Consider the following 14,879-nt stretch of genomic DNA (forward strand, 5'->3'; position numbering starts at 1 on the left):
TACTAATATCACAAAAGTCAAAGCAAGACTAAAACACTAAGGAAAGGAGTCTTTATGAAAACGAAAAAAAGGTGGCAGGAATTAAAGCGTAATCTCATCTTTCTGCTCATGGTGTTACCAGGTGCGATATGGCTGATTCTGTTCTTCTACATTCCAGTGCTTGGGAATGTGGTTGCCTTCAAAGATTACCGGCACACGGGGAACGGATTTGTTGATAGCTTGATGAAGAGTAAGTGGATAGGAGTTGATAATTTTAAGTTTCTCTTTAATTCATCAGATGCCTATATTATCACTCGAAACACGTTGCTGTATAATTTAGGCTTTATTATCTTGGGTTTGATTTTAGCTGTTGGGATTGCCATTGTTTTTAGTGAGATGCGGTCACGGCAGCTGGTTAAAATCTATCAGACAACGATGCTGTTCCCTTACTTCTTATCTTGGGTCATCATTTCCTTTTTCGTCTATGCTTTTCTAAGCCCAGATAAGGGATTGGTGAATCAGATGCTACATGGGCTTGGACTTAATCCAATTAATTGGTACAGCGATAAGACTTACTGGCCGTTCATTCTGATTTTTTTAGGGATTTGGAAAGGCCTTGGGTATAATAGCGTCATTTACTATGCAAGTATTATGGGGATTAACCCTTCCTACTACGAAGCGGCGATTGTTGATGGAGCAACGAAATGGCAGCGCATCAAGCATGTTACCATTCCTCAATTGGTGCCCTTGATTACCATTTTAACCATCCTTGCGGTGGGAAATATCTTCCGAGCAGACTTCGGTTTGTTCTATCAGACGACGAAAAATTCAGGTGCCCTATATGATGTGACTTTGGTACTCGATACCTATGTTTATAACGGTATTTCAGGAGCAGGAGACATCGGGATGGCATCGGCAGCAGGTCTTTATCAGTCAATCGTTGGTTGCTTCCTAGTGGTGACGACCAATTTGATTGTCAGACGCTTTGATAAAGAATCTGCCTTATTTTAGAAAGGAGAGCTCATGGCAAAAAAGAAACAGATTGATCATGTCGGTATTCACTCGTTTAGTACGAAGACAGACTGGATCTTTAGTGTACTGGTTGGCATTCTTTCCTTCTCTTGTATCCTACCCTTTATCTTCGTGATTATCATCTCGTTAACTGATGAAAAATCCCTAAACCTAAACGGCTATTCATTCTGGCCAGCGGATTTTAGTAGCTCGGGCTACGAGTACTTGATGACGTTGAAAGATGAGATTTTACAAGCACTCTTTATCACCATGTTCATCACAGTGGTTGGAACCACAGTTAATGTATTTTTCACCTCACTATATGCTTATGCCATCTCACGAAAAGATTTTAAATACCGTCGGTTCTTTACTATGATGGCATTGATTACCATGTTATTTGGAGCAGGAACGATTCCAACTTACATTATTATGACCTCGTTTCTGAACTTGAAGGATACTGTCGCAGCCCTGATTTTGCCAATGATGTTAAGTCCTTTTAATATCATGGTGATGCGAACCTTCTTTAAGAAAACCATTCCTGATTCCTTAATTGAGTCCGCCCGCATTGATGGTGCTGGTGAACTAAAGATTTTCTTTAAGATTTGTTTACCTTTGGCATTGCCAGGTATTGCAACTATCTCCTTGTTTACGGCCCTCGCCTTTTGGAATGATTGGTACAATGCCCTCCTCTATATTCAGAGTGACAATTTAGTACCTTTGCAATACTTACTGATGAAAATTCAGTCAAATATTGATTATTTGGCACAAAATGCTGGAGCAGGTGCCAACCTTGCTAGTGTTGCAGCCAGTGTACCAAGAGAGGCAACCCGAATGGCTATCGTTGTCGTATCAACACTACCGATTGCTTGCCTGTATCCGTTTTTCCAACGGTACTTTGTCAAAGGTTTGACCATAGGTGGGGTTAAAGAATAAGCAATGATTTGTGCAAAGGATGTGATGTGAAGAGCGTTATGCGTCTAGGAATGAAAACCATTTAACTCATAGAAAAATCTAGGACCTTGTGACAAGTGGCTTAAAGTCACTAAAAATCATTAATAAACATATTATTATGGATTAAAAAAGGAGACAACTCATGAAACTTTTGAAAAAATGCTCACTAGTGCTAGCAGGTGTGTCAGCTATTGCAGGCTTGACTGCCTGTGGTAACTTAACTGGAAATAAGGCCAATAATACTGGAAAAACAGAAGACGGAAAAACGTCGATCTTGATGTATCAAATTGGACAACCTCCTAAAAATATTGACAAATTAATGGAAAATGCCAATAAAATTATTGGTGAAAAACTAGATGCCAAACTTAATATCCAGTACATTGACTGGGGTGACTACGAAGAAAAAATGTCTATCATTACCTCATCGGGTGAAAATTACGACATTGCCTTTGCCAATAACTATGTCCTCAATGCCGGTAAAGGAGCCTATGCTGACCTAACTGATTTGTATAAAAAAGAAGGAAAAGCCCTCTACGATGTCCTTGACCCAGCTTATATCAAAGGAAATACCATCAACGGTAAAATCTATGCTGTTCCTGTCCAGGGAAATGTGGCAAGTCAACAAATGTTGTCTTTCAACATGAACTTGGTGAAAAAACACAATCTTGATATTTCAGGAGTTAAGACTTACAAAGACTTGGAACCACTTCTTAAAGTTATTAAAGAAAAAGAACCAGAAGTAACACCAATTGCCTGGACAAAATTTAGTCTACCACACATGAACTTTGCCCTTCCAGGTAAGAGTGACCTTCCTCTGGTTGTCAACCTTGATGGTGACACAACCAAAATTGTCAACCCTTATGAAGTTGAGGGTTACGTTGAACATCTTAAAACATTCCACGATTTCTACAAAAAGGGTTATATTGCAGCTGACGTTGCCACATCTGATGTTGCTTATGATTTAGCGACTCAAAACTGGTTTGTTCGTGAAGAAACACAAGGTCCAGCAGACTTCGGTGACAGCCTTCTCTCAACTGTTGCAGGCTACGAAATCCAATCAGTGCCAATCACTACAGCCTATAAGACAAATGATACCACTCAAGTGGCCAACTTTGTTATCTCACAAACTTCTAAAAATAAAGAAAAAGCTATGGAAGTGTTGACTTTATTGAACACTAATAAAGAATTGCTCAATGGCCTTGTCTTTGGTCCAGAAGGTGAAAACTGGGAAAAAGATCCTAAGGACGACAACCGCATTAAATTGTTAGACGGCTATGCAGCAGATACACGTATGTCAGCTTGGAATACTGGTAACAGCCAAATCCTTTATGTCACTGATAAAGTAACCGACGCCGATGTTGCGCAAGCTGAAAAAGTCTTGGCAGAAGCAGTTGAAGCACCGACACTTGGCTTTAACTTTAACATTGATCCAGTTAAAACTGAAGTAACTAGCGTTCAAAACATTATCAAGCAATATGCTCCTGGTATCAATTCAGGTACAGTGGATCCAGAACAAGGCATTAAAGAATTGATGGATAAATTGAACTCCGAAGGCTCATACACTAAAGTTAAAGCAGAAATGCAACGTCAGTATGACGAGTTCTTAGCTAAGAAAAACTAAGTTCGTCATTGTAAATGCAGTTCCTATTTCTATTATTTCATGCTCCCTGAGTATAATTAATATGAGAGTGGGGCAGAAATCATGATTTTGAAGTCTTGACTTCCCCTCGCTCTCTGTTTTATAAGATCAGACTGAAACTGTCCATTGGATATTCACTCTCACATCCGCACAGCTCCAAAGGTCTCTCAGTCCTTTAGAGGTTGGAAATAAGATAAACGAAGTGCATCACATTCGTATAGGATGGCCGCTAACGATGCATGGTTGTAAAATAGTCCAGTGGATGTTTTAGGTGGACACTTGAAAATGAAAAAGTGTCTAGTTGCAAACTTCCAATCAACCACTGCGTCTATCTGTTATTACTATAAAAAGAGAAGGTTGAGATATTTTTTGTCCCAACCTCGTCTTTTTATCAACTTGATTTAATTGAATGAGATAATATGGAGAAGATTGGCGATTGTTGTGAAAATGTGGACAGCGTTTACTCAAGGTGAACAATAGCTAGAAACGACGAAATATTAAGTGATTGTCCATCGGTGACAGTAGTTGATGTATTTTTCTAAAAATGTAAAAAGAGAATTAAATTGAATTTCTCATTCTTAAGGAGATATTAGTTCCATACAAAAATGATGAAAATGTCTAACTTACAATCAAATTGAAAGCGTTTTTATGATATAATAGAAACAATCAGAAAGGGATTGAAAAATATGGATAGATTGGATAGTATCTTTGCACGTTTATTTGTGATGATGAAGCTTAGTATGATAGGACTTACTTTGTCTGCTTGTGCGGGCTTTGTTTTGGGAGTATCACCAGCTGCGGCTGTTCTCTTAACCCTTTACCATGAGCATGGTCTTGACGCAGAGGAGTATCAGTTCAAGACAGCCTTTCAGCTTTTTCGTAAACAATTTTGGCAGGCAAATGCCATCTTTGGAATGACAGTTGTTTTTTTGGGATTGTTAGGTTATGGTATTTTTTTCATGGTACAATTACCACAAGCATTTTTCTTTCTTACGGTGATTAACCTTTTTGGCATGTGTTATGTTGGGGCGGTTTATGCTAGTTACCTCAAGTTACAAGTGTATTATGAATTTACACTCATAGAAGGGCTGAAACTATCAGCAATGGCAGTTTTTTTAAGTCTTGTTCCATTTATGAAGTTGTTGATTGGGACTGGAATTTGCCTATTTATCGGTTGGAAACTGCCTCTCATCATAGGTATATTTGTTCCAGTGCTTTGGTTAGTCTTTTTATTTGATGTCTTGGAGCCTATTTATTATCAGGTTGAACAGCGCCTATCCTAGCAGGAGAAGTTATGAAGAAAATTTTAATTCATTCGCTCCTAAAAACCTATTCTTATCTCACTATTGGGATTATTATTTTCTTTGCGAGTATTGTTGCCTATACCAATTATGTGAGCTATTTGCGGACAGTTGAACAAGCGGAGCAGGAAGTGTTAGGTAGATTGACAGAGGACATGACCTATTACTATCGTCGCTTGAAAAATGACGTTTACAATTATTCTCGAGATAGCCATAAATTAGATGGGATTGAAGCCTATTTTCAGTTGTCTCCAGCTGATTATCAAATGTGGCTCTTGCATCACCCTTTGGCAGATGTGATTAAGTTATCTTTTCACGACAACATCAATAGGATTTACATGGACAATGCTTTTGTTGAGGGGATTGATTTGGCTCTCGTGGGTGAAAAAGAGGTCTTTACTTCTAAACGATCATTGAAGAGTGGTAAAAAAGTTACTGCTACTTCTTATAAGAGTCCACAAAATGCTTTTTCAATGGCTATGTATGAGCCTTATTCCGCTCATCTTTTTGCGACTGTTTTTATTAGCATTGATATGGATCACATAACGACGCTTGTGGAGAATGAAACCGAATTTCCTATGTCTGTAGCGATGACAGATAGTTTAGGAAATCCTTTCTATACCTTGAATCCTACAGATGATGACTTGGACGCTCAAAATTATGTTGATGGAAATGTTCACATTGCTGTTGGTGTGCCTAAATCTTATACTTTTCAAGAGGTTTCTCGACTGGCCTTCTTTATTTTTCTTTCTAGTTTGGGGCTTATTGGTATTTTGTTGCTTCTTTTAAAGCGCATTTTTTACCATTATCAGTCTCAGATTGAAGATCTGGTGAATACTATGCAGACGATTACGCATGCGGATACCAGTATTCGTATTGATACGACAACAAAACGGCAGGAATTGTATCTCATCGCCAACCAAATTAACCAGATGTTGGATTCTCTGGATAAAAACATTAAAGATATTTATCAGCTACAACTTGCGCAAAAAGATGCTGATATGAGAGCTTTACAAGCTCAAATTAACCCTCATTTTTTATATAATACCTTGGAATTTTTTAGGATGTATGCGGTGACGAGAGATGAAGATGAGTTAGCAGATATGATTTATGAATTTTCAAGCTTGCTGAGAGGGAGTATTTCACAAAAACCAGAAACGACAGTTGCAGAAGAATTAGCTTTTTGTGAAAAGCATAGCTATGTTTGCCAGATTAGATACCCTAAATCCATTGCATATGCTTACCAAATTGATAAGGGATGTGAAGGGATTGTATTGCCAAGATTCTGTATTCAACCTTTGGTTGAAAATTATTTTGTGCACGGTATTGATTTAACCAAGCGTGATAATGCTTTGAGTGTCAAGGTGTTGCGTCAGGAAGATGGGGTAGAAATCCTCATTCGGGATAACGGTAAAGGTATGTCAGAGGAAATCATGGCAGATTACCAAAGATTGTTGGCCAATCGTTCGTTGAGGACGGAGACAGGGCTACGCTCTATCGGGCTTCTTAATGTCCATGAGCGCTTGTTATTGTATTTTGGAGAGGCTTACGACATTCACTTATCTGAGACACCTGGTGGTGGGGTAACCTATAGTATACGCATAAAAACGATTGTGACAGGAGAAATGGCTAAGAATGTATAAATTAATGATTGTTGATGACGAGTACATGATTTTGGAAGGGATGAAAAGACTGTTTGACTATTCTGCTTTGGGAATCGAGTTGGTTTATACTACAGATAGTAGCCGTGAAGCGCTAAATTATGCCTTAACACATGATTTGGACATGATTTTAACCGATATTTCCATGCCTGATTTAACGGGTTTGGAGTTGATTGCTACTATTAAAGAGCGGTCTCCGGATGTTGCCTTTATCATCATGTCAGGTTTTCAGGAGTTTGACTATGCTAGGCAGGCTGTCTCGCTAGGAGTTAAAGATTATCTGGTAAAACCTATCAATAAGCAGGAGCTCCGTCAGTTGTTAGAAACTATTGTAGCTCAACGCATGCACAAAAGTCAGCAGGCGCAGGCCTTTTTACGGGGAGATAAGGTTACTATTCAAGACCTAAAAGAGCAGCTACGAGTCTCACAAGTCTATGTGGTGGTTAGTCGTGAAGACATCCCTACAGCTCTAGTCAGTGTTTTGCGCCATGTCGATCAAGATGCTCTCTTTTTTTCATTATGTGAAGAGCCGCAGCAAGCCTGTATTTATCAAGAGGAGTTACTGGTGACATCAACCATGTATGCCATTAAGGAAAGTGTCAAAGCAAGCCTCTTTTATGAGAAAGCAGTATCTGCGGATGAGCAGGTCATGCCTGTTTACCAAGATCTTTACCCTCTTATTAAAACTGGAGATATACAGGGGATTTTAGACCAGCTTCCCTTGTTAAAGCAGGAATTTAATGATAAGTGCCCACCAGTTCATTTGACGCGTCAGTTTTTCATTCAGCTGATGGTTGATAGTTACCAGCAGTTTAATCGTATTAGTAATGAAGATATTGCACCACTTTATACCAATGCAAAACAGTGTCAAACGTTAGAACAACTCGTAGAAGAAGTGATTCAGCGTTTGTTAGGATTAATTACGCAGCACAAATATAATAGCCATGTTGGTCAGGTGCTTGATATCATTCGCCAAGAATACCAAAAGGAACTCACCTTGAAATTGGTTAGTGAACGCCTTTTTCTTAATGCGGTTTACTTAGGGCAAATCATCAAGAAAGAAACAGGTTCAACTTTTTCAGAATTGCTGAACCAGGAACGGATTAGAATTGCTCAAAGTTTGCTATTGTCAACTAATGATAATATTGAAGATATTTGTTTTCAAGTTGGTTACACTAATATTGGCTATTTTTATAAAATTTTTAAACGGCTGTGTCAAGAATCCCCAAAATCTTATCGTGAACAAATTAGGAGTCGGAAAGAAACTAGTCTTTCTTAAGACTTTTCTAGCGACATCTGTCGGTTACAGTTAGGAGGAAAAGTAGTATGGTAGAGACAGAGGGAGGTTATGTCTCAGAGGATCAAGAAACGCTGGCGTTAGGTGGAGATAGAGAAGTTTTTGCAAAGGGGAACAGTCGATGTCTGATGGACAAGGAGCAGGAGATATTGTCTCCAGAGATTTGGCAGGAAGTTCTAGTTGTTGAAGGAACCAATCAGCAAGTGTGTCTTGATAGTAACTGGCGATTCTATTTAGGGGACCTTTCAGAAGCTGCTGAGCCTTATTGTGATGATAGTCAGTGGCAGGTGGTTGACTTACCACACGATTTTAGTATTGGGCAAGACTATCATCCCAATGGCGAAGCAGAGAGCGGTTATAAACTTGGCGGAATAGGATGGTACCGAAAGGTATTTTCAGTCAGCCCAGAGGCGCTTTCTGGTCGTGTTTCCCTCCATATTGACGGGGCTTATATGGAGACGACCGTTTTTATCAACGGGCATTGTCTTGGGATGCATCCGTATGGATATACTCCTTTTAGTTTTGATTTAACAGACTACCTGATGGCTAATGAAGAAAATAGCCTTGCCATTAAGGTAGTCAATGCTGTTCCAAGTTCTCGTTGGTATTCAGGAAGTGGTCTTTACAGGTCGGTAACTCTTATTGTTGAACCGATTGTCCACTTGGAAGAATACGGCATCACCATCACAACCCCTCATTTGGAAGAGGAGATACGCGCTAATAAGGAAGTAACGATTATGGTAGTATCAGCGCTACGCAATGATGGTAATGACAATGTTCCTGTGACAGTGGATGTTAGCCTCTTTGAACAACTGCCAAACGGAGAGCTGATTGAGGTCGGACTCCCCTGTCTATCGCCAGCATTGATCTTAGCCCCAGGAGAAGGTGGGCGAGTTAGTCAGGTTATCAAGGTACCTAACCTTATCTTATGGAATCCCGAACAACCGCAGTGCTATACGGTAAGGGTGAGACTGTATCTAGATGGCGTTTGTATCCAAAGTCGTGAACAGGAGACAGGATTTCGCTACCTCAGTTTTTATCGGGAAACAGGCTTTCGATTAAACGATAAGGCAATGACATTCAAAGGTGTCTGTCTACATCATGACCAGGGAAGTTTAGGGGCAGCAGCCTACCCAGACGCTATTGAACGCCAGTTTAAACTCCTGAAAAATATGGGGGTAAATAGTATCCGTGTTACCCACAATCCGTCGGCGCGTGTTTTCAAAGACCTAGCCAATAAATTAGGGCTTTTGTTGATTGAGGAAGCCTTTGACACTTGGCAACATACCAAAAATGGGAATGTTAATGATTATGCTAAATGGTTTCACCAACCAATTGGACAGACTGCTCAGCATTTACACGGTGCTGAAAGTTCAGAGCAAGAATGGCATGATTTTCATCTTAAACAAATGGTTAAAAGTGGTCAAAATGATCCAGCTATCGTGATGTGGTCAGTAGGTAATGAATTATTAGAGGGACATGCTGGAGATTGTCGAGATTATCCAGGATTAATGCAGGAAATGGCAAGGGTTGTTACTGACATTGATGGAAGCCGACCTGTGACCTTTGGAGATAACAAATTAAAGTGGCAGGATGAGACGGCTATCCAGATGGCACAGACCTTGCACGAGGAGGTGCAAGGAATTATTGGCTATAATTATGCCAGTGGAGCGCAATATGATGATTGCCATAAAACCTATCCTAACTGGTTAATTTATGGCTCAGAGGTTGCTTCAGCAATCAATAGCCGTGGTGTCTATGATGTGATGGGAGGTGAGGAGCGCAAGGATAAGCAGCTAACTTCCTATGATCAGAGTACCGTTAGTTGGGGCCATTTAGCGAGTGAGGCTTGGTATGATGTTGTCACACGAGATTTTGTAATGGGGCAATTTGTTTGGTGTGGTTTTGACTATTTAGGAGAACCTACACCGTGGAATGGTATTGGAACAGGATCTGTGACGGAGTGGCCTTCGCCTAAACATTCCTATTTTGGGATTTTAGACACAGCTGGTTTTCCGAAAGATTCCTATTATTTTTATCGTAGTCAGTGGAATACTTCAGATACGACCTTGCATGTATTACCAGTGTGGCAAGAGGGTCTGATTCGGAAAGACTCGCAAGGCTTGGTAGAGGTTGTGGTGTATTCTAATGCCGCAAAGGTAAGGTTATGTCATCAAGATGAGAATGGCACGGTGATTGATTATGGTACCAAGGCTTTTACGGTAAAAAGAACTAAGGCGGGTGTGCGTTATCAGCTTTACGAAGGAACTGACAAGCAGCCCCAAGCCCATCAAAACCTTTATTTGACTTGGAACATTCCTTATGCACCCGGTAAATTGATTGCAATGGCTTACGATGCCAATGATAATGTCATTAAGGAAACGGTTGGGAGGTCTGAAATCAGCACTTTTGGTGACCCGCACCATCTTAGAATAGAGCCTTTTACCTCACCTCATCAGGTTACAGCAAAATCCTTGCGCTATCTGACTATTACTATTGAAGATGACAGAGGACAACCTGTTGCCTCAACGGATCATCGTGTCACGGTTCAGGTAGAGGGGCCAGCTCGTTTATTAGCTATGGATAATGGCAATACTATTGATCATCAACCTTATGGGGACACCAATCGTCGTGCATTTTCAGGTCAAGTATTAGCTGTTATCAAGATGACTGGAGGTAGTGGTGATGTAAATGTGACAGCAATGGCGGATGGCTTACTCCCTCACTCTTTAACGTTTACAGTCAGTCAGCTAGAGGAGGCCAAGACCAGCTCTACTTATGCCTATCAGTTATCAAGGCAGATATTATTGCTAAAAGATAGCCAGTTAACTTTGCCACAGACGATTAGGATACGAACAGCTGACGGAACTGTTTGTGACAAACCAATTGTTTTTGAGCAGGCAACTCTTGATAAGGAGCTAAAACAAGGAAAAGATTTTATCGTTTACGGCAAAGTTGATGGGTTGCCGGCTCGAATTCCAGTGATTGTTACAGTGATGGATAAGGTTATTGCAGCGAGAAACATTAGCTTTGGCTTGGAAGTTGGAGAGCCATTGCATCTGCCACAGAAAGTCGGTGTTTATGATAAGGGAGCTAATCTCCTTTCTGCTCAGTTTCCTGTTGCTTGGCAAGTACCTAATGGTACAGTCTGGAACACCGAAGGGATAAAAACGGTAGATGGTCAGGTGGATGTTTTGGGTCAGCAGTTACCAGTGATGGCAACTGTTCGTGTCGCTAGTAAAACACTTCATATCGACCATAATGTTGCGCCGACGGTGGTTCAATTAACTGACGATAGTAATGTTAACACTCAAATAGATTGTCTCCAAAATCTTGTTCGAGAACAACTGAAAGAAGATATAGCAGACCACCAGCCCCTATGGTCAAATGAACAGGCTGTGAGAGCTGGTCTAACGACCTCAAAACTGACCTTTAGCTATGACACCGCTCAGAATGTATCTCGCGTGGTTATCTTTTTTGACGGTCGATCAGAGAGTTCTCTTCCGAGAACCGTTTGTTTTTCATGGCGAAAGAGTGATACTGGACCTTTCGAAATCATCTCAGTAAGTGCTTCTCAAATTCCTATACAGGATGGTTTAATCAAGGTGATTTATGATTTAGAACGACCAGTTCCAGCCGTTCAGTTCACCATTCACTTGGAGGCTGCAGAGCAGGGAAGCAGAGAAGTTTCATTGATTAGAATGGCTAAAATAGAACTTTATACTGCCATTGCCTTTTTTGAACGTCAGACATCGGCAGCTCTAACACGATTAACCATCGGTAATCACCTTCTAGAAGGTGAAGCTATTTGCCATGAGCTTAGGCATCCTAATTGGGATATGACTAACATTGTGGCAACCTCTGACCAGAATGCGGCAATTACAGTCCTCCATCTGGATAAAAAAACTAGTTTGATTTTAACCACTTCAGAAGATGGTCGTCACCAAGAACGCTATGTGATTTATCGTGATGAAAGGTCAGATTAAGGGAAAAGCAAGTCCAAAATGGCTTGCTTTTTTATGTTCTAGAGCGTATGATATAAGATATAGTGGATTGAGAAAGGAATAAGACAGGACAAAAATCTGCTGGTAATACTAGAGTTCATCAAAGCTACTTAACGATGTCTTAACCTTTATTCAATTGTCTATAAACGAATACACTAGCTTAGAAATTAACTATCACCAGTTGCGATGACGGTATACTCATTTGTTGGGAGGATTGGAGATGCATTTTGTCTTTGATTTGGATGGGACTCTTTGTTTTGATGGGGAAACAATAGCTGATGAGCTTAAAAGCGCCCTTGGTATGGCAGCTCAGCATGGTCATCAAATTATCTTTGCCTCAGCACGTTCTTACCGTGATTGTATTGGGGTTTTGGGGCAGGAGCTGGCGCAAGAGTTGGTGATTGGTTTAAATGGTGGACTAGCTTACAAAGAGGGAGAACTGATTTATCACCGTCAATTAGACAAGGTTGCCTATCAAGAAGTATTGTCTTGGTGTCACCGTTACAACCTGCCTTTTTTTGTAGATGATGATTTTAATTATGCCAGTCAAGAGATGGAACGAATTCCTTTTGCCAGATACGTTGATCCCTTGGAACTAGCGACTCGTGTTTCAGTGGAAGAGTTGAGCCATCCCATAAAAGTAGTGATTGAGATGAGCCGACATGAAGATTTGGTAGAGGATATGTGCCGTGATTTAGAAACATTGGAGTGTTTAGATATTAGCTATCATGAGGAAGAAAAATGCCTCTATATCAACCCTTATGAGACAACTAAGGTGACAGCAGTCACAGACTTAATTGGTAAGGATTTTATCGCTTTTGGAAATGATAAAAATGATATGGCTCTTTTTAAAGCTTCTTTGTACGGAGTTCAAGTTGGCTATTACAGTCCTTTGGTGACCTATGCTGATGTCATCCTTCCAGCTGACAGCTCTGCCATTGCCCAAAAATTAAAGGAACTTTATCAGCAATTTTAGGAAAAGGAGAAGGTGAGATGCGCGATGTGTTTGAAGAAGTTAAGTTTGGTCATGTGTCCAAACGCTGGTGGGTAGGTCCTTTGGTGGCTTTTGGCATGATGTTCTTAACTGAATTGATCGCTGCTTGGTTAAAGTCTTTTATCATACTCATTTCTGCTTTTATTTGGGGAACGATTGACTATGTTCCATCTGTTGATGTTACTGTAATTGCTCAACTTTTATCCTATATTGGTGTTTTTCCAGCAGTATCTTTAGTTACTCAACTTGTTGAATATCGATCTGTGGAAACGTTGGGTTATTTCAAAGAAAAGTCATTAAGAGAGCTACTTTTAGGTTGGTTACTAGGTTTTGGCCTTATCAGTTTGGTGTGTTTTTTACCGTCAATTTGGTTTGAGGTTTCAGTGATTGGACCTATGAGTAATCATCCAGTTATATTATTTGTCATTTATTTTATAGCTTATCATGTAGTCGCAATGGGAGATATTCTCATTTACCAAGGTTATCTTTTACCTGTTTTAGCAAGGTTCAACCGCCCCTTTGCCTTGGCAGGGAGTTGTTTAGTAGCAATTCTAGGTAGTTGGATGCGCTCCCCCACTTTACCCATCCCTTTGTTAGTCAATGACTTTTTATTTAGTCTTTTGTCAGGAATCCTAGTCCTTTGGCGAAAAAATCTGTGGCTAGCAACGGGGTTACAAGCGATCTGGTCTGTGACCATCTATCACCTCTATGCTCCTTTGGGTGTGCAATGGGCAAGTCTTTTTCAGGTAAATAAACCATCCGGTCTCTGGTTAGGAGGTGAACTGGGCGTGGGAGGTTCAGTTTGGTTAACAATGGTTCTTATTGTTCTTTGCGGCTATTTAGCTTTAAAAAAGGTTTCTTGGAAGAATTGAGAATGGTCAGTCTCAATTCTTTTTGATAAAATGGAACAATCAAAACGAACACTAACTAAGGGGGATAATATGTCTGTAGCACATCGAACGATAAAGCTCGTTTTGGCGACCGTTATTGCCATTTGGCTTGCTGATAGCTTCGGATTAGCCTACACCACATCATCCGGGATTATTGCCATTCTAAGTGTTTTAGACACGCGCCGAAGCTCTTTTAAAATTGCTGGACAACGCTTTATCTCAGCGCTTTTAGCACTAGGCATTGCGATTGTCCTCTTCACTTTATTTGGCTATAATCTTATGGTTGTTGGCCTATACATGGCTCTCTATGTGCCGTTAGCCTACGTGTTAGATGTTTCCGTCGGTATTCCACCAATTACCGTTTTGGTTCTGCATTTGTATTTGGAACAAAGCGTAGCAATCAGCTGGTTGTGGAATGAAATGGCCATTTTTCTCATTGGAGCAGGAGTGGCACTGCTCCTCAATCTCTATATGCCATCAAAGCAGGCAGATATTGAGAACTATCATCTGAAAGTTGAAGAGAAACTCAAAGCTATTCTTATGCGCTTTAATGGCTTTTTACTGAAAGGAGATGGGACAAATGAAGCAGTTCTCATTGGTGAGTTAGATCAGCTTTTATTGGAAGCGCAGCGATTGGTTTACTTAGAACATAACAATCAGATTTTCCAGCAAACCAATTATCAGGTACACTATTTTGACATGCGGATGGATCAATCCAAACTTCTTCGCCAGATGGCAGTTAACGTCAACTCTTGCCAATTAGAGAGTCGAGAAAGTGTGATTTTGGCGCATCTTTTCTATGAAACAGCCGCGCAACTTAGTCAAGAAAATCCAGCTAATTTACTCTTAGATGATATTGCTGAGTTTCGCGAGTTATTCCGAAAACGGCCTCTCCCACAAACACGCGATGAATTTGAGACCAGAGCAGTGCTTTTTCAGTTGTTAAATGACCTTGAGCGGTTCATTCAACTCAAAGTTGATTTTTACAATCAGTATAGGAAACAGGTTGCTTAACTGTAGCGAACCCATTAAGAGGTTTTAGATTTGAAAATAGTTGTCATCGTAAAAATGCTTAATGAGATGTCTCAACAGACATTGCCTACTTTCTTAACGCCTAAAGAGGCGTTTTTTGGTATAATCAAATAGAGAATG

General features: G+C 40.3%; 10 protein-coding genes. All 10 read left to right on the top strand.

What is annotated here, in order from left to right; all coding sequences use genetic code 11:
- Positions 1-54 precede the first annotated feature (54 nt).
- The 10 genes from ACFPQ3_RS06115 (at position 55) to ACFPQ3_RS06160 (ending at position 14,741) form a co-directional block, all read left to right on the top strand.
- Positions 55-990 carry an ABC transporter permease gene (locus tag ACFPQ3_RS06115; protein ID WP_156805341.1) on the top strand — a complete coding sequence of 312 codons (936 nt, stop codon included), beginning with the start codon at positions 55-57 and terminating at the stop codon, positions 988-990.
- A gap of 12 nt (positions 991-1,002) precedes the next feature.
- Positions 1,003-1,923 (top strand): carbohydrate ABC transporter permease, encoded by a 921-nt coding sequence (locus ACFPQ3_RS06120; RefSeq protein ID WP_156805340.1) that lies wholly within the window; start codon positions 1,003-1,005, stop codon positions 1,921-1,923.
- Between the two features lie 160 nt (positions 1,924-2,083).
- Positions 2,084-3,562 carry an ABC transporter substrate-binding protein gene (locus ACFPQ3_RS06125; protein ID WP_156805339.1) on the top strand — a complete coding sequence of 493 codons (1,479 nt, stop codon included), beginning with the start codon at positions 2,084-2,086 and terminating at the stop codon, positions 3,560-3,562.
- A 704-nt stretch (positions 3,563-4,266) separates the two neighbouring features.
- Positions 4,267-4,863, top strand: a complete 597-nt coding sequence (locus tag ACFPQ3_RS06130; protein WP_156805338.1) for a DUF624 domain-containing protein — start codon at positions 4,267-4,269, stop codon at positions 4,861-4,863.
- A gap of 11 nt (positions 4,864-4,874) precedes the next feature.
- A complete protein-coding gene (locus ACFPQ3_RS06135; RefSeq protein ID WP_156805337.1) occupies positions 4,875-6,524 on the top strand; it encodes a sensor histidine kinase in 1,650 nt (549 codons plus the stop codon).
- Positions 6,517-7,821 carry a response regulator transcription factor gene (locus tag ACFPQ3_RS06140; RefSeq protein WP_156805336.1) on the top strand — a complete coding sequence of 435 codons (1,305 nt, stop codon included), beginning with the start codon at positions 6,517-6,519 and terminating at the stop codon, positions 7,819-7,821. The genes ACFPQ3_RS06135 and ACFPQ3_RS06140 overlap by 8 nt, the downstream gene beginning before the upstream one ends.
- 47 nt (positions 7,822-7,868) lie before the next feature.
- Positions 7,869-11,825, top strand: a complete 3,957-nt coding sequence (locus ACFPQ3_RS06145; protein WP_156805335.1) for a glycoside hydrolase family 2 TIM barrel-domain containing protein — start codon at positions 7,869-7,871, stop codon at positions 11,823-11,825.
- Positions 11,826-12,063: 238 nt separating this feature from the next.
- On the top strand, positions 12,064-12,819 hold the full coding sequence (locus ACFPQ3_RS06150; protein WP_156805334.1) for an HAD hydrolase family protein: 756 nt from the start codon (positions 12,064-12,066) through the stop codon (positions 12,817-12,819).
- Between the two features lie 17 nt (positions 12,820-12,836).
- The gene (locus ACFPQ3_RS06155; protein ID WP_156805333.1) at positions 12,837-13,709 is read left to right on the top strand and encodes a hypothetical protein; all 873 of its coding nucleotides are present in this window, start codon (positions 12,837-12,839) and stop codon (positions 13,707-13,709) included.
- Positions 13,710-13,778: 69 nt separating this feature from the next.
- The gene (locus tag ACFPQ3_RS06160) at positions 13,779-14,741 is read left to right on the top strand and encodes an aromatic acid exporter family protein (protein ID WP_156805332.1); all 963 of its coding nucleotides are present in this window, start codon (positions 13,779-13,781) and stop codon (positions 14,739-14,741) included.
- Positions 14,742-14,879: the final 138 nt, after the last annotated feature.

Origin of the sequence: Streptococcus caledonicus, from assembly GCF_042656225.1 — a bacterium.
GTDB classification, from domain to species: domain Bacteria; phylum Bacillota; class Bacilli; order Lactobacillales; family Streptococcaceae; genus Streptococcus; species Streptococcus caledonicus.